Source organism: Candidatus Pelagibacter sp. HIMB1695 (genome assembly GCF_052047655.1).
In the GTDB taxonomy this organism is placed as follows: domain Bacteria; phylum Pseudomonadota; class Alphaproteobacteria; order Pelagibacterales; family Pelagibacteraceae; genus Pelagibacter.
This window is the reverse complement of record NZ_JBNAJT010000001.1, coordinates 387686-409064: the sequence shown is the minus strand read 5'-3', so window position 1 is coordinate 409064 and position 21379 is coordinate 387686. Positions and strand designations below refer to the sequence as shown.

The 21379-nt window shown below is 27.8% G+C and carries 21 protein-coding genes; 12 read left to right on the top strand and 9 right to left on the bottom strand.

Annotated features, from left to right (window positions below; genetic code table 11):
- Positions 1-33: 33 nt before the first annotated feature.
- Both ACTTAX_RS02285 and ACTTAX_RS02280 read left to right on the top strand, forming a co-directional pair.
- Positions 34-558 (top strand): tripartite tricarboxylate transporter TctB family protein, encoded by a 525-nt coding sequence (locus ACTTAX_RS02285; RefSeq protein ID WP_440692536.1) that lies wholly within the window; start codon positions 34-36, stop codon positions 556-558.
- Positions 559-2058 carry a tripartite tricarboxylate transporter permease gene (locus ACTTAX_RS02280; RefSeq protein ID WP_440692534.1) on the top strand — a complete coding sequence of 500 codons (1500 nt, stop codon included), beginning with the start codon at positions 559-561 and terminating at the stop codon, positions 2056-2058.
- On the opposite strand, the gene ACTTAX_RS02275 is transcribed toward ACTTAX_RS02280, so the two are convergent.
- From ACTTAX_RS02275 to ACTTAX_RS02255, 5 genes are read right to left on the bottom strand one after another with little or no spacing between them, the layout of a single operon-like run.
- The gene (locus ACTTAX_RS02275) at positions 2055-3011 is read right to left on the bottom strand and encodes an NAD(P)-dependent oxidoreductase (protein WP_440692532.1); all 957 of its coding nucleotides are present in this window, start codon (positions 3009-3011) and stop codon (positions 2055-2057) included. The genes ACTTAX_RS02280 and ACTTAX_RS02275 overlap by 4 nt on opposite strands.
- Positions 3008-3883, bottom strand: coding sequence for an NAD(P)-dependent oxidoreductase (locus ACTTAX_RS02270; protein ID WP_440692530.1), 876 nt, complete (start codon positions 3881-3883; stop codon positions 3008-3010). The genes ACTTAX_RS02275 and ACTTAX_RS02270 overlap by 4 nt, the downstream gene beginning before the upstream one ends.
- A gap of 10 nt (positions 3884-3893) precedes the next feature.
- A complete protein-coding gene (locus ACTTAX_RS02265; protein ID WP_440692528.1) occupies positions 3894-4937 on the bottom strand; it encodes a TauD/TfdA family dioxygenase in 1044 nt (347 codons plus the stop codon).
- 42 nt (positions 4938-4979) lie between these two features.
- A complete protein-coding gene (locus ACTTAX_RS02260; protein ID WP_440692526.1) occupies positions 4980-6623 on the bottom strand; it encodes a gamma-glutamyltransferase family protein in 1644 nt (547 codons plus the stop codon).
- A 2-nt stretch (positions 6624-6625) separates the two neighbouring features.
- Positions 6626-7069, bottom strand: a complete 444-nt coding sequence (locus ACTTAX_RS02255) for a cupin domain-containing protein (protein WP_440692524.1) — start codon at positions 7067-7069, stop codon at positions 6626-6628.
- 126 nt (positions 7070-7195) lie between these two features.
- On the opposite strand from ACTTAX_RS02255, the gene ACTTAX_RS02250 reads away from it, so the two are divergent.
- Complete coding sequence (locus tag ACTTAX_RS02250) at positions 7196-8518, top strand: amidohydrolase family protein (protein ID WP_440692522.1); 1323 nt, start codon at positions 7196-7198, stop codon at positions 8516-8518.
- The gene (locus ACTTAX_RS02245) at positions 8500-9606 is read left to right on the top strand and encodes a CobW family GTP-binding protein (protein WP_440692520.1); all 1107 of its coding nucleotides are present in this window, start codon (positions 8500-8502) and stop codon (positions 9604-9606) included. Before ACTTAX_RS02250 ends, ACTTAX_RS02245 begins: the two co-directional genes overlap by 19 nt.
- Here ACTTAX_RS02245 and ACTTAX_RS02240 read toward each other — a convergent pair.
- Entirely contained in the window at positions 9603-10424 is an 822-nt protein-coding gene (locus ACTTAX_RS02240) for a sulfite exporter TauE/SafE family protein (RefSeq protein WP_440692518.1), read from the bottom strand. The two genes, ACTTAX_RS02245 and ACTTAX_RS02240, sit on opposite strands and share 4 nt — an antisense overlap.
- A gap of 170 nt (positions 10425-10594) precedes the next feature.
- Between ACTTAX_RS02240 and ACTTAX_RS02235 the strand changes: the two genes are divergently transcribed.
- The 5 genes from ACTTAX_RS02235 to ACTTAX_RS02215 are packed head-to-tail and all read left to right on the top strand — an operon-like array spanning position 10595 to position 15343.
- Positions 10595-11572 carry a tripartite tricarboxylate transporter substrate-binding protein gene (locus ACTTAX_RS02235; RefSeq protein ID WP_440692517.1) on the top strand — a complete coding sequence of 326 codons (978 nt, stop codon included), beginning with the start codon at positions 10595-10597 and terminating at the stop codon, positions 11570-11572.
- 59 nt (positions 11573-11631) lie between these two features.
- Entirely contained in the window at positions 11632-12051 is a 420-nt protein-coding gene (locus ACTTAX_RS02230; RefSeq protein WP_440692515.1) for a tripartite tricarboxylate transporter TctB family protein, read from the top strand.
- On the top strand, positions 12051-13559 hold the full coding sequence (locus tag ACTTAX_RS02225) for a tripartite tricarboxylate transporter permease (RefSeq protein ID WP_440692513.1): 1509 nt from the start codon (positions 12051-12053) through the stop codon (positions 13557-13559). The genes ACTTAX_RS02230 and ACTTAX_RS02225 overlap by 1 nt, the downstream gene beginning before the upstream one ends.
- Entirely contained in the window at positions 13556-14629 is a 1074-nt protein-coding gene (locus ACTTAX_RS02220) for an oxidoreductase (protein ID WP_440692511.1), read from the top strand. Before ACTTAX_RS02225 ends, ACTTAX_RS02220 begins: the two co-directional genes overlap by 4 nt.
- Positions 14630-14632: 3 nt before the next feature.
- Positions 14633-15343, top strand: a complete 711-nt coding sequence (locus ACTTAX_RS02215) for an SDR family oxidoreductase (RefSeq protein WP_440692509.1) — start codon at positions 14633-14635, stop codon at positions 15341-15343.
- Here ACTTAX_RS02215 and ACTTAX_RS02210 read toward each other — a convergent pair.
- Positions 15340-16119 (bottom strand): TSUP family transporter, encoded by a 780-nt coding sequence (locus ACTTAX_RS02210; protein ID WP_440692507.1) that lies wholly within the window; start codon positions 16117-16119, stop codon positions 15340-15342. The two genes, ACTTAX_RS02215 and ACTTAX_RS02210, sit on opposite strands and share 4 nt — an antisense overlap.
- Before the next feature lie 97 nt (positions 16120-16216).
- Here ACTTAX_RS02210 and ACTTAX_RS02205 point away from each other — a divergent pair, with 97 nt between their 5' ends.
- The 3 genes from ACTTAX_RS02205 to ACTTAX_RS02195 are packed head-to-tail and all read left to right on the top strand — an operon-like array spanning position 16217 to position 19718.
- Positions 16217-17623 carry an FAD-binding oxidoreductase gene (locus ACTTAX_RS02205; protein WP_440692505.1) on the top strand — a complete coding sequence of 469 codons (1407 nt, stop codon included), beginning with the start codon at positions 16217-16219 and terminating at the stop codon, positions 17621-17623.
- A gap of 1 nt (position 17624) precedes the next feature.
- On the top strand, positions 17625-18383 hold the full coding sequence (locus ACTTAX_RS02200; RefSeq protein WP_440692503.1) for an HpcH/HpaI aldolase family protein: 759 nt from the start codon (positions 17625-17627) through the stop codon (positions 18381-18383).
- A 30-nt stretch (positions 18384-18413) separates the two neighbouring features.
- Entirely contained in the window at positions 18414-19718 is a 1305-nt protein-coding gene (locus tag ACTTAX_RS02195; protein WP_440692501.1) for an NAD(P)/FAD-dependent oxidoreductase, read from the top strand.
- Here ACTTAX_RS02195 and ACTTAX_RS02190 read toward each other — a convergent pair.
- Together ACTTAX_RS02190 and ACTTAX_RS02185 are read right to left on the bottom strand one after the other, a co-directional pair.
- Complete coding sequence (locus ACTTAX_RS02190; protein WP_440692499.1) at positions 19715-20491, bottom strand: fumarylacetoacetate hydrolase; 777 nt, start codon at positions 20489-20491, stop codon at positions 19715-19717. The genes ACTTAX_RS02195 and ACTTAX_RS02190 overlap by 4 nt on opposite strands.
- Positions 20492-20504: 13 nt before the next feature.
- Entirely contained in the window at positions 20505-21365 is an 861-nt protein-coding gene (locus ACTTAX_RS02185; RefSeq protein WP_440692497.1) for a DMT family transporter, read from the bottom strand.
- Positions 21366-21379: the final 14 nt, after the last annotated feature.

Here is a 21379-nt window from a genome sequence, read left to right as displayed (position 1 = left end):
CGTAACTTTTAAAAAAGTTACGGTAGTATATTTATGAAACTTTTTTACAAATTATTCTTCTCAAAACAAAATTTATTAGCAACAATTTTTTTAATTACTCTTATTTTATATTTTATTTCCTCCTTTGATTTAGAAAAAACTATTGGTGAGGATGTGGTTGGGCCTTCAAGTTTTCCAATTTTAGTTGCAACTTTTGGTTTTCTTTTATTGACAATATACTTTCTTAAAAGTTTAAAAACTTTAAATGAAAACGATCCTATAACTTTTGAAGTTATTAAAAATAAATTCACAAAAATGGCTCCAATTTTTATAACAATAGTTTTTGTAGTCCTGTTTGAGTTAATTGGTTTCCTTTTTTCAAGTTTTCTTTATTCTTTTTTATTTATTTTGTATTTAAAAAAAACAATAAAATATTCATTTGTTTTTAGTGCAATTATTACTTTGTGTATTTTTATAATTTTTTACTATGGGTTAAATTTTCAAATGCCGATGGGTGAACTGGTTGATACTGATAAACTTTTTCCCTTTTTAGAAGATTTAAAGAAAATGATTTATTAAATGTTTGATACAATATTTATAAATTTGATAGATGGTTTTAAAATCATTCTACAAGTTAAATATTTAATGTATGCACTATTTGGTTCTTTGTTAGGGACTATAGTTGGAGTTTTACCAGGAATTGGTTCTGCAGGTGCTTTAGCAATGATGCTACCGATAATATTGGTGCTTGACCCTTTAGGATCTGTATTTATGTTAGCAGCAACCTACACAGGTGTCATGTATGGTGGATCAACAGCATCCATTCTTTTAAGAGTACCAGGTGACACATCTGCTGTAATAGCCTGTCTAGATGGGCATGAAATGGCAAAACAAGGTAATGCTGGAGCTGCTTTATGTATTGCTGCAATTGGATCTTACATTGCTGGTACAATAGCAGTTGTTGGTTTAATGATTTTAGGGCCATTTGTAGCTGACTTGGCCCTTAAATTTAGTGCACCTGAGTACTTGGCATTATACATCTTTGCAGTTACAGCAGTTTGCAGTTTAGTTGGAAATTCTATGGTTAAGGCTCTTTTAGCAATGGTGTTTGGTTTAATGATATCAACTATTGGTGAAGATTTTATGGGAGTAAAAAGATTTACTTTAGGTATTACAGAACTCTGGGATGGTATACAATTTCTATCAGTTACTTTGGGTCTTTTTGCTATTTCTGAAGTAATAATTAATTCTGAAAATATTTTATCAAATCAAAAAAGAGAAGTATTAAAACACAGAGTATTTATTAAATTAAAAGAGATAGTTTATAGTTTCTGGTCTATAATTAGAGGAGGTTTCATAGGATTTATTATTGGAGTGCTTCCTGGGGCGGGTGCTGGAATTGCATCATTTGTTTCTTATTCAACAGAAAGACAAATAAGTAAAAATCCAGAAAATTTTGGAAAGGGCGAGATAAAAGGAGTTGCTGGTCCAGAGTCTGCAAATAATGCTGCTAGTGCAGGAGCTTTTGTACCCATGTTAGCTTTAGGAGTTCCGGGTTCAGCTACGACTGCTGTAATGTTAGGAGCATTTCTTATGCTAGATATTCAAGCTGGACCTATGTTATTTATTGAAAGGCCAGATGTAGTTTGGGGGCTAGTTGCAGCTCTTTATGTTGGAAATATTTTTTTATTAATTTTAAATCTCCCTCTAATAAGTTTATTTGTTAGAATTTTATATATTCCTATGGCTATATTACTCCCAATAATAACAATAATTTGTATGCTAGGCATATATTCTAGTGACCAACTTACATTAAGTTTATATTTGATGTGTTTATTTGGTATAATTGGTTATTTTATGAGATCTTGTGATTATCCTCTAGCACCAGTGATATTAGGTGTAGTTCTTGGGACAAGAATGGAAGAATCTTTTAGACAAACGATGATTATGAATCAGGGAAATTTTTATCAAATTTTAGATAGGCCAATAGTTTTAATTTTCTTTGGTTTAGCTATAGTTTCTATATTAATTCCTTTGATGTTTAATAAAATTAAATTAGATGCATCAGACGTTGATTAAGAGTAAATTTCTTTATTAATCAATCTAGTATTATCAATTTTTCCTTTAAAAAAGTTTTCTATATTAATTGCACAATGTAATGACATTTCAGCAAGGCACTCTTCAGTATACGCAGCTGAGTGAGGTGTGAGTATTGTGTTATTTAGTTTAAATAGTTCATTATCTGATGAAGGTGGCTCTGGATTAAATACATCTAGTCCAGCATAAAAATTATTATTTTCTTTTAAATGATTGATTAGATCTTTTTCATTAATTAAATCACCTCGAGAAGTATTAATTATTGCACAATCATTTTTTAATTTATCCAAAAAGGTTTTATCAATAAGAGCTTTTTCAGAATCATTAAACGGAATATGCAAACTAATAAAATCATAAATATTTAAATTTTCTTTAATATTTTTAACAATCTTAATGTTCTTAGATAAGTTTTCTAAATTCAAAAATTTATCATATATAAAAACATTCATATTAAAAAAACTACAAATATCTGCAATTTTTTTTCCTATTCTGCCATATCCAAAAATTAAAATATTTTTTTTATTAAGGTCATTGCTATTAAAAGAATTTCTTATCTCAAAATTATTAGATCTCACTTCGGCATCGTAATAGTTAATTTTTTTCGCAATATTTATAATTAAACCAAATGTATGTTCTGCCACTGACGTTGAGTTCACATCCCCAATAATAAAAAGAGGTATTTTTCTTTTATTTATTACATCAAGGTTTACATTATTATAACCAACTCCATGTCTAGCAATAATTTTAAGATTTTTAGATAAATCAATAAATTCTTGATCTACTTTTGTCATTTTTACAATTAAAGCATCGTACGAATTTAATATATTTTTGTAATCATTATTTTGATCACTAACTTCATCAACTTGATATGAAAGATTTTTTAAATATTTTATTCCTGCATTGTGGATTTTGCCTAAAACTAAAACTTTCTTCATATTTTGTTTGACCACATTTTATAAAGTTTTAATTGATCTGAATTTTTTCCAAGTTTATTTTTTGATTTTTTTAAAAGGTTTAAAATATTTGACGATATTGTTGCATTTTTAACATATTTTTTAATTAAATCATTTGCAATCTGCACATCTTTAGTAAGTAAATTAAGTGTAAATCCAGAATTATAATTTTTCATTAATATTCCATCTTTGATTTTTTTAAAATAAGGATGGTTCTTACCTGTTGTTGCTTGATCTATTGCATTAATTAAAAAATTTTTTTTTATTCCAAATTTGAAAGCTGTTGTAATTGCTTCAAGGTAGGTATTTAGAATTGAGGCATTAATAAAGTTATTAAGTGCTTTTAGAGAATGGCCACTACCAAGTTTTCCACACCAAATTATTTTTCCAAAACATTCTAAGACTCTCACTATTTCATTATTTTTCTTAGTTCCACCAAAAAACAAAGTTAGCTCACCAGTTTTTGCAAATTTCACACCTCCAGCTACTGGACAATCGTAAAATTTAATTTTTTTTTGATTTAATTTTTTTCCTATTTTTAAAGTTTCTGTTGGTATTGATGTACTCATATCAATAATAATGGAATTTTTTTTTAATTTTTGCGAAAGTTTGTTATTTTTAAAAATAATATCATTTACTTCTTTACTAGAAGGCACCATTAAAATTACACAGTCTATTTTCTCTATAGAATTTAAAAAATTTTCCTTCTTAATTTTAGTTGTATCGTAAAAAATTTTTAAATTATTTTTATTTATATCGTATGGAAAAATTTTATATTTTTTCTTTACCAAGTGTTTGGCCATGTAAAAGCCCATGTTACCTAAACCAATAAAAGCAATATTCTTTATTTTCATTAAATTTTAATTAATTTGCTTCTAGTGGAATATTTATATTTAAATCTTCTGCAAATACACCACCTCTTTGACCAATTTTAATACTTCCCCATCTGTCTATATATTTTTCTGACAATTCTCTATCTTCATAAGCTGATATCCATAATCTCAAAAGATGTCTTTTTTTACTTATATCTTCGTGATCTTCGTAAGACATTCTGTCGTGAAATAATGTATGATTATAAATTAGCTGTATATCACCTGGCTCAAACATCATTCTCATATAAAGCTTTTCATCATTTGCATATTTATCCACTATGTCTAGTGCTTCCCTTTGTTTTTCAGAAATAGTTACTCCTTCAAATCTTGTGGAGCTTTCTAAATATTGTCTTAAAAAATATGAAGATATTTTTCCATTTTTTTCATAGTAAACAGGTGTCATAGAGTAACCTTTTTGATTACCACCTTCTTCACCTCTTCTATCAAGAGGAAATGGTCCAAATAGAGTAGGTAGGTATTCTGGATGGTTCTCTAAAATTTTGTTAAAAATTGTCATAGAGCTAACCAATAAAGACTCACCTCCTTTTTTGGCTTTATTTAAACACAATAATGAAACTATGTCGCTTCTATCACTATGAAAAGTTTGTCTATAAGTTGTTTCATACACTCTTGCTGTAAAATCTTTTTTGGTGTCTTTACCCAAGTCTTTAATATGTCCTAGCAAATGACCTTTCTTATTTTGAACTCTAAAGTTACCAAAAAAAGAACATAAACCCATATAAGCTGTTATTATTTTCTCTCTTTTCCATTCATTAACTGGCATTCCTCTAATTAATGCAAATCCTCTTCCATTTTTTAATTCATCATCAATTTTGCTTAAGTATTTCTTTTCTAAAATTTTTAAATTAAAATCTTCTTTAGATAAATTTATTAGTTTTTTGTTAGAGGATAAAAATTTTTCAGTGGAGTTTTCAATTTCACTTATATCTTCATTATCTAATTTGTAGATCCAATCTTTTTTCTTCTCTTCTTCAGGCCCATACCAGACACTTTTATCTATGATTTTGGAAAACATTATTTACAAATTAATATATTTAGTTGATAAATCAACTAAAATTTACACTAATCCATTTGCGTGCGAATTTCTTCTCACATCATAACAATTTAAAAAATTACCGGAAGAATTTTTCACAATCCCTTCAACACCACCAACAATGTCAGTCCATTCATCAAAGAAATTGATATTAAAATTTTTATTTTTTATTAAAAATTTAAAATTGTTAAATCGTTTCTCAAAATATACATCTTGAATATTATTTGCAATTTTAAATCTTGGTAAATCAATAGCAGTTTGTAGATTAATTTTATAATTTAAAACATGTGAAAGTACCTGAAAAAGATACTGTATAATGCCAAATCCACCAGGACTTCCAAGCGTCAAATATGGTTCATTATTTTTAAAAACGATAATAGGAGCATGACCTATATTGCATCTTTTATTTGGCTCAATTATGTTGGGAGAATTTTTTAAAGCCATCCACCAAGTTCTGTCATTCATAAATAAACCTGTTTTATCAGCAATTTCACCACAACCGAATTGATAACCGATAGATTGTGTTGCAGAAACTATATTATTATTTTTATCCCAAACACAAAAATGCGTCGTTCCTCCATCCTTTAAGTTTAATTTATTTTTTTTTCTATGATCAAAAGAAATTTTGGCAATTGATTTTAAATATTTTTTACTAATTAATTCAGATTGATTAAAATTTATAAAATCTGGATCTGAGCTATATTTTCTTCTATTTTTTAATATTTTTTGCAAAATAGAAATAAGAATTTCTAAATATTTTTCTGACATAAATTTTACATTTTTCAAATTATAATTTTTTAATAAATTGAAACATTGTAATAAATTAATTCCACTTGTGGGCATTCCTGAAGTAACTAATTTAGAATTTTTATAATTAGTTGAAAATGTGTCTCGTTCAATTACTTTATATTTACTAAAATCATCCTTTGAAAAAAAAGGATTTCTGCTTTTACAATAATTTAATATTTCTTGAATTGTTTTTCCATTTCTAAACTCATTAGATCTATTTTTTGAAAATCTATAAAGTGTTCTGGATAAATCTTTTTGAGTGAAAGTTTCACCAGGTCTTATTTTTTTATTTTCTTTAATTATTTTATTTGTTGATTTAAATTTTGATAATTTGTTATGATAACTATCAAATGCATGAAAAAGATAATCGCTTATAGGAAATCCATTTTTTGCTAAATTTATTGAAGGATTTATTAATTGTTCAAATTTTAATGACCCATATTTACGCCAAGCATAATCTAATAAAAAGGGTGTTCCGGGTATCATAGAGGTTAATATCCCTTCATTTCTAGTATTTACTGGCTCTTCTTTATTAATGAATGACTCGTTTTTTATTTTGAGATATTTTCTTAAATAATTTATGTCAATTTTCTTTGGACAAACTGAATATCCGTCTAAATGAGAAGTTTTCTTATTTTTATCATTGTAATAAAGCCAAGCACTATCACCAGCCAATCCTGACCAATTAGGGCTTGTTACTGCTAATGTAGAAGCAATTGCAACTGATGCATCAATTGCATTTCCACCTTTGTTTAAAATGTTTATACCCACAGTGGTTGCAATAGGATCCATTGAAGTGACGCCACCTTTAGATCCCCATACTTCATGGGTTGGTCTATTATTGAGAAATTTACTTTTAAATTTATTATCTATTTTCAAATTTATTTTGGCTCGAAACCAGGCATATATCTTGGACCATCCATTGTTCCATCTGTAGCCTTGCCAATTATACCATGTGAAAGATCTTTGATAGCAATAAATATTACATCCTCTTCTGGCGTTGCTACCATTGAATGTTCCATATTTGCTGGTACGTAAACAACACTTCCAGCTTTAGCTAAAAATTTTTGACCATCAATTTCAACATCCAAAGTTCCTTGTAATATATAATTAAATTGTTCGTTTGGATGACTATGAGGTCTTGAACCTGTGCCTTTTGCTTTGTTTATATAGCCTACAAGCATTCTTTCACCCTCAACTACCCCACCTTTTGAAGTTGAGTAACCTGTGCCGGCTGGCACTACGTCTAAAGATTTCATTGGAAAACAATACTTGCCAGAACCTGCTTTTGTTGCACCTTCAGTTTTTGTTTTTTTTTCACTCATGTGACTTAAATTAGATGATTGATTGAGAAAGTCAATATATTAGTTGACTAGTTAACTAATTATTTACTTTTAATTAAAAGTATAATAATAATATATTATCTTAATTCAAAAAAATAAATAAATTCTATGAGCGATATTAAAATTATAAAAGTTGGAAAATTGATTGATGGCAATGGGTTTTCTGTAGACAATGGGATCATTGTTGTAGAGGATAAAATTATTAAAAAAGTCGGAAGTGATAAAGAAATTAATTTACAAGAATATAAAAACTATAAATTAATTGATTTAGGAAACGATGTAAGTGCTATACCTGGTATGATGGACTGCCATATTCATTTATGCATGTATAATAACCTAACTTTTAAAAATTATAGAGTAGCTCAATGGGAAATAACTCCTGAATTACAACAAATGTATATGTTGTTTCACGCTCAACTTTGTTTGGATAGAGGAATTACAACATTAAGAGACCTAGGTTTAATGTCAAATAGAGGACTTTTAACAGCTCAATCAACTGCAGTTAAAACCTCAATTGAAAATGAAATTTTATCTGGTCCAAGACTAAAAACTGGAGCATTTACAGTTGGTACAGGTTCTCATTTAGACTTAATTAATCCACGAGGTTCTTTGAGAAATCCAAAAGCAACCGCTGATGGTCCAGATGAAATGAGAAAACTAGCTAGATTAAATTTACTAGAAGGAGCAGATTGGCTTAAAACATGTGCGTCTGGAGGAGGGGGTACTGACAAAGAAGAGCCAGATGTAAGAAACCACACTCAAGAAGAATTAGATACAGTTTGTGATGAAGCTCATGCTTTACATGCTTATTGTTCAATTCATTGTTTTACACCAGATGCTCATAGAATGGCTCTTAAAGCAGGAGCAGATACCATTGAACATATGGTATTTCACGACCAAGATTCTTTAGAAAAATTAGTTGAGGCACAAGTACCAGTAACACCAACTCTTTCTCATAGAACAGATCATGCAATTGATATTCGAAGAGAGATAGGCACTCCTTCTTTTACTTTAGAGAAAATGAAAAGAATTCAACCTGATTGTTTTAAGACTTTTCAAGCATTTTACAAAGCTGGAGTAAAAATTGCTATGGGAACAGATATGGGTTTTGAACCAGATATTGGATCTAACGCTGATGAACTAAAAATTTATGTTGATCTAGGTATGAAGCCAATGGATGCAATTATGACAACGACTAAAAATGCTGCTGAAGCACTTCATATCGATGATGAGCTAGGTACCCTTGATGAAGGAAAATTAGCTGACATCGTTTTGGTTAAAGGTAATCCGGCAGAAAATATCGAAGTTTTAGGAAAACGTGAAAATATTTTAATGGTATTAAAAGAAGGAAAAATTTGCGTTGATAGATCCGAAGGAAACGATGTTAAACCATTCCCAACCGACTATAGGGAATGGAAAGTAATGGATTAAAATTGCCAAAAAGAATTCCAACTTCAATCATTACTGGTTTTTTGGGTAGTGGTAAGACAACGATTTTAAACGATATAATAAATTATAAAGAGTTTAAAAATACACTTTTAATAATTAATGAATTTGGCAAAATAAGTATTGATCATCATTTAATTAAAAAAAAAAGTGATGATAAAATAGTCCTAAATAACGGATGTTTATGCTGCTCATTTTCAGGAGATTTAGTAAAGACTCTAGATGATACTTTAAAGCTTAAGAAAAAATTTGATAGAATTATAATTGAAACAAGTGGATTGGCTGATCCAATACCTATTGTTCAGACTATAGTCTCAGATCAAATAATTTCTGAAAAAATAAAATTTAAATCATTGATTACTGTTGTTGATACTGTAAATTTTCAAAATGATTTACATAATCATTTAGAAAATTTTAAACAAATTACTTCAGCAGATATAATTTTACTAAGCAAAACAGATATTAGTGAAAATGATAAAAAAAAAGAAGTCATTAAAGAATTAAAAAAATTAAATCTACATGCAGAAATTTTAGACAAAAACTTACTCAAATTAAATGAAATAAAAAAATTATTTACAAATTTTAATATTAAAAAATTGACAATTCAAAAAATAGACAACACTTTGAAAAACAAACCAAATTTTTTACACAAAAAAAATTTTGTTAATGAAACAAAAAAAGTTAAGTCAATATCTGTTAATATTAAACATAATATAACCAAAGATGGACTTAAATTGTGGCTTAATGCGCTAGCAAGATTTAAAAGTAATAACCTTTTAAGAATGAAAGGTATTATTAAAGTAGAAAAAAAGGTTCTTTTAATTAATGCTGTACAAAAAGTATTTCATGAACCAATAAAATTAGATAAGTGGCCATTTGATGATAGGCAATCAAAAATTGTATTTATTACTAAAAATTTAGATGATGAAGATTTAAAAAAAACTATAAATGTTCTTAATTTTAAAAAAGAGAGTAAAAATAAAATAAATAAACTTTCTTTTTCACAAAAAGATTATTCAAATTTTGTTAATGCAATGTCAAAATTTGATGCCCTTACCACGTTAGATCGTTAATTAGAAAAATTAGAAATTTCGTAAAAAGCTCTAATAGAAATAATAATTAAAACAATTCCAAATATTTTATTTAATAATTCTTTTTTAATTTTAGAGGTAGTAATTGCTCCAATACGAGCCATAATAAATGTTGATGGTATAAAAATTACTAAACTTAAATAATTAATATATCCCAAAGTATAAGGTTCATTTATTTCTGCAAAAAAACTTCCACTAATTATCATTGATATAAAACCAGTGAATGAAATTATTATTCCAAAATGTGCAGAGGTTCCAATAGCTATCTTTATTGAGTAATTATAAAATTTCATAATTGGAACCATGATTGAAGCACCTCCAATTCCTAAAGGAACTGATATGAATCCTGTAATTAATCCAAATATAATCTTAAAAAAATTTGATATTTCTTTTTTTTCTTTCTCTAATTTTTCTTTCTTAATCAGAATAAATATGCCTGATATAAGTGTATAGCATGCAAATATTGTTAATAAATTAATAGTATTTATTATTGAGGTGAATATAGCTCCAAAAAAAATTCCAATTACAATAAAAAAACTACAAAATTTAAAAAAACTTTTATCTAAATTTCCTGACTTATAATGTGTGTAAGCTGAAATAATTGATGTGGGAAATATTATTGCTAAAGAAGTTCCCACTGCTAAGTGCATTAAAATTTCATTACTATAATCCATTAATTTGAAAACGTAAAACAATGCAGGAACTATTATCATTCCACCTCCAGCTCCCAACAGACCAGCAAAAAATCCTGACAAACATCCAAAAAAAGTAAGTAGTAAAATTATATGAATATCAAACATCTAGTTGAAAAATTTTAATTTAAAAGTTTAATTTTGATAAAATGAAAGAGTGACTTATTTTTAAAGTCATTAATAAATATTTAAATGTTGATTAGTCAACTATACCATATTGACATTTTCTATCAACAATATTTAATTATATTTAAAACTTAACTAGGAGAAAAAAAGTCATGTTTAAAACTTTATTTAAGAAAATAACTTTGATTATTTCAGCAATGTCACTTTTGATAAGTTCATCATTAGCTGCTGATTTTCCAAAAGGACCTGTTGAATTAATTGTTCCATGGAAAGCTGGAGGTGGTACGGACAGAAGTGCTAGAATATTTGCACCGTTTTTAGCTGAAGAGCTAGGGGTGCCTGTAAATGTAGTAAACATCGCTGGTGGTGGCGGTTGGGTAGCTTGGGGTCAAATGGCTCAATGGGATCCAAAAAAAGATGATCATAAAATTGGTTTAGTAAATTTACCACATGTATTTGCTTATCTAGATCCAAAAATGAAAAGAACAGAAACTGTTGGAGACTTTAATTTTATTGGAGGTCAAACTTATGATCCATGTTTATGGTTGGTAAGAGCTGATGATGAAAGGTTTACTGGCGGTCTTAAAGATGTACTTGCTTATACCGAAAAAAATCCAAATAAACTTTTAGTAAGTACAACAGCAATTGGATCTGATGATTATCAAGGTTTAGCTTTTGCTGAAAAAAAACTTGCAGGATTTAAAGTTGGAAAAGTTTATGCAAATAATGATGCTAAAAAAGTTCAAGAATTGTTAGCGGGAACTACAGATATGATAGCTGGAAATGTATCTTATTATGTAAATTATATTAGAGAAGGTAAAATGAGACCTGTTGCAGTTTTAGATACTGTAAGATCTGAATATTTACCATCTGTTCCAACATTTGGAGAAGTTACTGGAGTAGAAAACTTAGGCTTTGCAGCAAGAACTTTAATAGCTGCTAATGGGTTGCCTCAGGATAAATATGATGTGTTCAAGAACGCAATTAATAAAGCTCAAGCTAATCCAGGCTATCAGTTAGCAGAAATGTCTAAATCAAGTAGAATTTGGACTGCTGCTGGAGGTGATTTGAAAAACTTTATAACTAATACTGAAGAAATGGTAAAAGTTGTAGAGTATTGGAATCAATAATTTATAAAACAATATTAAGAGGCTAACAAAAAAAATGTTAGCCTCTTACATAATTCCAAATGATAAATATTTATTTTTTAAGAAATATTTTTATTTTCTTAGTATCATTAGCAGTAATTTTTATTTCGACTGAATACACTGATTATGCAAATTTACTTCCAACTTTTTGTGCAATTTTAATTATTATTTTTACTATATTAGATTATTTTCAAAATAAAGAGGTTTATAAATCAAAAAAAAAAATTTTAATTAATTTTAGACCTTACGTTATTTTATTTATTTCTTTTTTATATGTTTTTTCTATCTTATTTTTAGGTTTTTTTGTTTCAACAATATTATTTTTTATTGTTTCAAGTTATTATTTAGGAGTTAAGAATTTTAAACACATCTTTGTTACATTAGTTATACTAATTCCATTCATGTATATTTTTTTTAGTTTATTTTTAAAGACTAATTTGCCTAAAGGATTGTTGATTTAATGTATATTTTTGAAGCATTAAGTTATTTTGGGAATTTGTTTTCAATAAGTGTTTTGTTTTGTCTTTTTTTAGGTGTTTTAATTGGCTTGGTAATTGGAGCTATTCCTGGCTTAAGTCCACCAATGGCCATTGCTCTACTTATACCAGTTTCGTTCAACTTCCCACCGACCGAAGCTCTTATACTTATGGTCTCTTGTTATGCTGCCGGCATGTACGGTGGATCTTTCTCAGCTATTTTAATAAGAGCACCAGGTACCTCTGCATCTGCTGCGACAGCAATTGAAGGTTATGAGTTAACAAAACAAGGAAAAGCAATACAAGCAATTAGAATTTCGACTTTTGCAAGTGTTTTAGGTGGATTGATAAGTGGTTTGGTTTTACTTTTATTGGCACCTCCATTAGCTGAGGTAGCTTTATTGTTTGGTCCTGCAGAATATTTTCTGATGGCTGTTTTAGGTTTAACTGCTATCGCATCAATATCATTTGGACATATATTCAAAGGTTTAATTGCAGGTTTCTTTGGAATTTTTTTATCTACAGTTGGAATTGATCTTTATTCTGGTATACCAAGGTTTTCATTCGGATCAGCTACTTTATCCTCAGGTATAGGAATAATGCCTGCAATAGTTGGATTGTTTGCTTTTGCCCAAGGTCTTGAATTATCTTTATCTAAAGCAGAAGATACCATTGGAGGTAACTCCAAATTAAGTTGGAATATTTGGCCTAAATTTGAAGAAATAAAAAAAGTTAAAAATTCATTATTTAGAGGTTGGGGTTGTGGTTTAGTCTTAGGAATAATTCCTGCAGCAGGTGGAAGTATTGCTCAGTGGATAGCCTATGCATGGGAAATACAAAAAAGCAAATTAGGAGATAAATTTGGTAAAGGAGAGATTAAAGGATTAGCTGCTACCGAGGGTTCAAATAACGGCTCAACAGGCACTTCTTTAATACCTATGTTTACACTTGGTATACCTGGGGGTATTTCTGCTGCAGTAATACTCGGCGCTCTTGTTATACACGGATTACAACCAGGTTTAAGTTTATTTAAAAATAATCCACAAGTAGTTTATACAGTCATGTGGGGTTTTTTAGCTGCTAATATATTAATGGGTTTTATTGCAGCTATAATGGCAAGAGGCATGGCCCACCTAACAATTATGCCTAAGGGGCTTTTGGCTCCTTTAATAATTATTTTTTCTATAGTTGGGACTTATGTGAACACAAATAACATCGCTGATGTTTGGATAATGATGGGTTTTGGAGTTTTAGGTTATTTGATGACTAAATATAATTTTTCTACGGGTGCTGCTTTATTGGGCTTGATTTTAGGTCCTATTGCAGAGAATGGTCTAAGAGATTTAATGGTAGTTTCAAGAGGAGACCCAATACTTTATACATTACAACGTCCTCTGTCTGTAAGTCTAATTTTATTGACTTGTATTATTGTGTTTTATTCATCAAAACAATTTAATTGGGAAAATAAAAATAAAAAAATAATAAAAAAATGACAGAAAAAATTTTTAGTAAATTAAAAATTAATGAGGTTACATTTAAAAATAAATTTGTTGTTTCACCTATGTGTCAATATTCATCAAAAGACGGCAATCCAATAAATTGGCATTACAAGCATTTAGAAAATTTAGCAAATTCAGGAGCTGGATTGTTGATGATAGAAGCAACAGCAGTTGAAAAAAAAGGAAAAATAACTCATTCTGATATGTGTTTAGAAAACAGCAATAATTTAAAAAACTTAAAAAAATTAGTCTCTCATGTTCAAAAAAACTCAGATATTAAAATTGGTCTTCAAATTTCACATTCTGGAAGAAAAGGTTCCACAGAATTGCCATGGATTAAGCCAAATTCAACTTTAAAAAAAAAATCTTGGAAAACTTTATCTCCCTCACCAATCAAAAGAGAATACGATTGGCCAACTCCAAAAGAAATGAATCTTATAGATATAAAAACTGTCAAAAGAAAATTTTCAATTACTTCCAAATTAGCAAAAAAATTAAATATTGATTGTTTAGAATTACACATGGCGCATGGATATTTGTTGCATCAATTTTTTTCCCCAATTTCAAATAAAAGAAACGATAAATATGGTGGAAACTTAAAAAATAGATGTCGATTTTTAATCGAAGTAGCAGAAGTAGTTAGAAAAAATTGGCCAAAAAATAAAGTCTTAGGTGCAAGGATAACTGGAGTGGATTGGATTAAAAAAGGCATAAACTTAAAACACTCAATTTATTTAACTAAACAGTTAAAAAAAATTGGATTTGATTATGTTTGTGTTTCTAGCGGTGGATTGATTTCAAAAACAGACTTTAAACCAAAACCAAATTTTAATTATGCTTTAGCAAAAAAAATTAAAAAAAGCTGCAAAATAAAAGTTAGGGTTGGTGGTATGCTAGATGATATTAACTTTGCAAAAAAAATAATTAACAACAACGATGTAGATTTAATTTCTAATGCAAGAAAGTATATTTATGAACCAAACTTTATTCTTAAAGAATTATCAAAATTAAATCCAAAAAATAAAATCGTTCCAAATCAATACAGAAGATGTTATAAAATATAAATCATGAAAACAGTATTAATCACAGGTGCTAATAGAGGAATTGGACTTGCTACTTCTAAATTATTAAAAAAAAGAAAATATAATATTATTGGAGTTGCAAGATCTAAAGTTAAAAACTTTCCTGGTAAATTTATTGAATGTGACTTATCAAATGAAAATGAAATTGAAACATTAATTAAAAAAGTAAGCAAACTTAATGTTACATGCATTGTTAATAACGCTGGAGCATCTTTTGGCCAATCGATTGATAATTTGGATTTAAAAACTTTTGATAAATCAATTAAATTAAATTTGAGACCTGCAATCCAACTATCTTTAGGTTTAGTTAAATATATGAAAAAAAGAAAATTTGGTAGAATTGTAAATGTAGCAAGTAGAGCGGCTTTAGGTAGAGAGCTTAGAACAAGTTATTCCTCGGCAAAAGCAGGTTTATATGGTTTTGCTAGAACCTGGGCGTTAGAGCTTGCTAAATATAACATCACTATTAACACGGTTTCTCCTGGACCTATTCTAACTGAATTGCAAATTAAAAATAATAGTCAAAATAAATCTTATCAAAGAAAATACATGACTCAAAATCCAATGAGAAGATTTGGTAAACCGGAAGAAGTAGCTAGCGCAATATCTTTTTTTATTTCTGATGAGGCGTCATTTATAACTGGTCAAACACTATATGTTTGTGGTGGTATGAGTGTTGGCCATGCTCCTATCTAATCTAGAGTTAAAGCTCTAATAATCATTATAATACTTCCAGAAAGCATAAAAAATTCTATTAAAGTTTGATGTACTTTTTTGCCAATTTTATCTACAATTTTTTTTCCAACATAAGTTCCAAAAAGACACATTATGCCCAAAAAACTTCCAATTGTGAAAATTTCTAAATCAATTACACCTAATTTATAAAAGTGAATAGATCTGACTATAATTGTAATTAAATCTGCAACAGAACTTGAGGCTACTAAATTAGACCCAGTTAATCCACTAGCAGACAATCCTGTAAGTATCATCAATCCAGGTCCTAAAATGACACCTAATGACAAACCTGTAAAAATTGCGTAAAGAGCTAACAGCTGATTATTTAAATATATATTTAAATTTAAAAAAAATTTTCTTAATATAACTAAAGCAAATATCGAAAAACCAACAATCAAGGTTAAAGTTTTTGTAGATGCTACTGAAAAAAAATAAGTACTAAAATATAAACCAGGTGCTGCAAAAGCAGAAAAGTAAAGAGATTTTCTCCAGTTTATATGCTCCCAGTATAAAATTATTCTCCAAAAATTTATATAAAAGGTAAGGATTGTTACAATGGGCACAATTTTTTTAACACCAACCATAGGCATCAAAACAACTCCAATTAATATTCCAGCTCCATATCCAGACATTCCGGCTACAATTGAGCCTATTAATGTTAAAACTATAATTAAAATTAGACCAATCGTATCAAAAGAGGATATAAAATTTTGAAGTATTATTAAAATTTCCTGCATGCAAATAAAAGGTAATTATAATATTTAAATAAAATATAGGAATTAATTAAATATTGTTAACTAGTCAACATAATATATAAAATTATTTAAAAATACTATGGAAAAAAAAATTTTTGAGAATTTATCCAAAATTTGCAAAACAATAAACTATATAGATGATGAGTCTGATATAATAAAATACAGTAAAGATTGGCGTAGAAGAGTTAATGAAAAGGCTTTATGTGTTGTATTCCCCAAAAATGAAAATGAAATTTCCAAAATTTTAAAATTTTGTTTCGATAATGAACTAAAAGTTATTCCCCAAGGTGGGAATACAAATCTTGTAGCAAGTGCATCTCCATCAAAAGAAAAAGAGGAAATAATAATTAACTTGGAAAAAATGAATCAAATTCATCATATTGATACTATAAACAAATGTGTTGTGGTAGATTCAGGAGTTGTAGTTGATGATTTAAATTCAAACCTTGAAAAAAAAGATTTTTTGTTCCCACTAGAAATGGCTTCAACAGGATCTAGCCAAGTGGGTGGTGTAATATCTACTAATGCAGGTGGTATTAATGTTTTACACTATGGTTCAGTAAGAAATAATTTGCTTGCTTTAGATGTAGTTTTATCAAATGGCGAGATTTTAAGACTTGGTTCAAAAGTTGGCAAAGATAATACTGGATATAATTTAAAAGATTTATTTTGTGGTTCTGAAGGCACATTGGGAATTATCACAAAGGCAACTTTAAAAATTTATCCTAAATCTCAAAATTATTTTACTTTCATGGCTTCATTTGAAAATTTAAAAAATATTATTAATTTTTATGAATTTATATCTCAACAAATTAGATTTCCTATTACAGGATTTGAAATGATACCTCAAATTTCATTTGATTTATGTATCAAACATAAATTTATGAAAAAAAGTTTTTTTCAAGAAACAAAAAATTATTATGCTTTAGTTAAAATTCAATTACATCATTTAGATGAAGCAATAATTGATTTATTAGAGGAAAAATTGTCTGAATGTTCAAATCTTTATAGTGAAATAATAATTGCTCAAAATGAAAAGCAAAATAAAGAATTTTGGAAATTTAGAGAAGATTTGACAGAAGCGCAAAAGTTAGAAGGTAAATTAATTGGTTTTGACGTCTCAATACCATTAGATAAGTTAGATTATTTTTTTACAGAGGGAAAAAAATATATAGATGATATATTAAAAGATATTAAATTCCATACTTTTGGACATTTAGGTGACTGCAATATCCATTATAATTTAATTGAACCTGATAATTTAAAAAATAATTTTTATGATTATGAGATTAAAATTAAACATGTAGTAAATAAGCTTATTAAAAATGTTACAGGATCTATCAGTGCTGAACACGGAATTGGTTTACTTAAGAGAGATGATTTTTTAAAAACTAAAAAAAATTTGGAAATTGAGTTAATGAGGAGTATAAAGAGAGTAATGGATCCAAAAGGTATTCTTAATCAAAATAAAATTTTTAGAAATTAAAATGGAAAATATATTCAAAAAAAAATTATTAGAAAAAAAGCAACAGATAGGATTGTGGTCAAATTTATGTAGCGAAATAACCGCTGATATAATTGCAGGAGCTGGATATGATTGGATTTTGCTAGACATGGAACACTCTGCAAATGACACTAAAAGCGTATTATCTCAAGCACAAGCTATCCAGGCTAAAAACAAATCAGAAGTGTTGGTAAGACCTCCTTGGAATGACCCAGTTAAGATTAAACCGTTACTAGATTATGGTTTTAATTCTTTAGTAATTCCAATGGTTAATAATCAAGAGGATGCACAAAAGGCTGTAATGGCATGTCATTATCCTCCTAAGGGAATTAGGGGAGTTGCTATGTCACAAAGAGGTAATGATTATACAAGAGATAAAAACTATTTTAAAAATATAGAAGAAAATATATGTCTTATTCCACAATTGGAGACAGTTAATTCAATTAAAAATATATCAAGTATATCAGCTGTAGAAGGTGTAACGGCATTATTTATAGGGCCTGCAGATTTATCAGCTGACATGGGAATACTTGGTCAATTTGATAACAAAGAACTATGGTTATTAATAGAAAAAGCAGTGTCTGAAATAAAAAAAAACAATAAATCAGTAGGAACTTTGATTGGTAGAAAAGATTTAGTGCAAAGATCAATAGATATAGGTTTTGATTTTGTAGCATGTGGTACTGATTCAAACTTACTAGCTAAAGGATCAGATGATCTATTAAGTGTTTTTAAAAAATAAATTTTTTAATTAAATTATATTTTCTAAATTGTGCAACTAATTAACGATACTTCATGTGCTTGGATTAATGATTTAGAAGCAAGGACAGAAATAAAAATTTTAAATAAAAACACTAATTGTGATTGGTTAATAATAGGAGCAGGTTATACGGGTTTATCAGCAGCAAGGAAATTAGGTCAATTAAATCCAAATCAAAGAATTATAATAGTTGATGCTCAACTAGCAGGCGAGGGTGCTAGTGGAAGAAATTCAGGTTATTTGGTTGATACAACTTTGAATGATGGTTTTACATCAAATAAAGAACTGCAAAATTATAAAAAGAAAGCTGATATTTATTCATTAGGAATAAATGTAGTAAAAAAATTTATTAAAGAACATCAAGTAGATTGTGATTGGAATGAAAGTGGTAAATATTTTGCTTCCTCAAAAATTGAAGATAAAAAAATTTTAAATAATTTTTCTAATACATTATCAAAATTAGGTTTCAAACATAGCCTGTTGGGTAACAAGGAACTGTCTAAAAAATTAGGAACAAATTTTTATAATATTGGACTTTATACAAAAGGTGGTATTTTATTGCATCCAGGAAAATTAGTTAGAGCAATGATCGATGCTTTACCTTCCAATGTTTTTTTGTATGAAAATTCTTGTTTATTAAATTGGTCTAAAAATAAAGATTTTATTTCTTGTGATTTCAAAAATGGAATAATTAAAACAAAAAATATTATTTTTGCTACGAATGGTTTCTTAAAATCATTAGGTATAAAATCAAATTATAATTTTCCTATTACTTTAACTGCCAGCATGACAAGAAAATTATCTGATAAAGAATTTAAATCTATTGGAGAACCAAAAGAATGGGGCGTACTACCAGTAAGACCAATGGGTGCAACAATTAGAATGACAAAAGATAGAAGAATTTTGATAAGAAATACTGCGGAAGTTCACAATCCATTTAGCATGTCAAATTCCACTCTTAAAAAAAGGTCTTTAAATCAGAAAATTGGAATTCAAAAAAGATTTCCACAATTACCTAATGATATAATTAAATCATCTTGGTCTGGAATTGTATCAAGAACAAGGAATAGTTCTCAAATATTTGAAAAAATTGATAGTAATATATTTGCCGCTGGTTGTTATAACGGTTCAGGTATTGGTGTAGGAACTTTATTCGGTGAACAAATTGCTCTTAAGGCAATTGGTGAAAATAGTTTAGAAATAGAGACTATAGAAAAAAGAAATAAACCAACTTGGTTACCTCCTGAACCATTTTTAAGCTTGGGAGTTAAATCAAGACTTATTTACGAACGTTTTAGAGCAAAATATGAAATTTAAATTATATTCGCCTTTACAGATCCAAGCTTTTCAATCTTTGCAGAATATATTCCTTTTTTAATTATTGGAACAACTCCAACTGTAGATCCTGTAAAAACATAAAAATCTTTGTCTAAAGTAATTTTATCTTTTTTAACTTTATTTAAAACAAATCTTAATGAATTTATTGGATTTACATAAACAGCATTTGTGTTTCCATCTACACTTTGCTTAGCTTTTTTATTTGAAATATTTGTTTTTAAATTACCTATGTTAATTTTTTTAAATTTTTTCTTTTGACCAATTAAAAATTTAATATTACCTCCAAAGTCACTACTTAAATCTCCAAAAGAAGTAATACCTTTTCTTTTTTGCCTATATCCAACTACTTCGATACAGGGTGCCATGTGTGAAATATATTTAGTTACATTACTATTTGTGAGCTTACCTTTTGAAGTGAAAAAAGTTTTTTTGATTAAATAACAAACTTCAAGTTCAATCCCTAAAGTATATTTATTTATTTTTACTTTCTTTCCACTTTTTATTAAGTTTTTTTTGAAAACAGATGCAATAAAAGGCTCTTTTTCTTTTAATTTTTTCATTAACGGAATGCCAGTTCCACCAGCTTTAAAACCTATTGTTGGATCTTTTATTTTGCTTTCACATAATTTTCTAAATTTGTCCGCCTCAGTAATTTTTTTGGTAAATCTACTAGGTATAGGAGAGATAATTTTATTATTAAGAAAAGCATTAACTAATTTATCTGAAATTTTATCTTTAAGTGTTTTTGTCATAAGAATTTTTAATTTATTTTTTTGATGTTTGATTAATAACAAATATTCCTGAAGTTGTAATTATTATTGCACCTATAATAGTAAATAAATCTGGAACATCATTATAGAAGAAAAATCCAAAAATTATTGCCCAAAAAATTAATGTATAATGAAATGGTTGTATTATGCTAGCTCTTGCGTTTTTCAAAGCTAATATTTGAAAATAAATACCTAATGAAAAAAACAGACCAATTGGTACAAATAAGTATAGAGATGTAACATCTACTGGTTGCCAAAAACTAAATGCCAATATTGAAGTTATAAAAATTCCAACTAAAGAAGAATAGAATAAAGATACTTCTGGCGCATCATACTCAGTAATTTTTTTTGTAGCTATTTGATAAAGACCTAGAAAAAATGCAGCTAATAATGGAATGAAAGAATTGATATTAAATACATCAGATGCAGGTCTAATTATTATCAATACTCCTATAAAACCAATAAAGATTGCTACCCATGTTTTGATTGAAACTTTTTCATTCAAAATGAATACTGACAAAGCAACTATAATGATAGGAGCTAACGCACCTATACTATGTGCATTTGCTAAAGATAAATATTTAAATGATAAGACAAAAAAACCAGACTCTAAAATTGATAATAAACTTCTGACAATTTGAAGCTTTAAATTATTTGATTTATAAAAATTATTATTTTTAGCTCTTTTTGCTTCTATCAAACTTAACAATATTACAAACGTATATTTAATAAATAACAATTGAAATATAGAGTAGTGTATTACGGCAGTTTTTTGAATTGCATCTAAAATTGAAAATGAAAAGTAAGCAATTATTCCAAAAATAATTCCTATTGTTTCTTTTGATTTATAATTCATTTTTATTTTGTAAA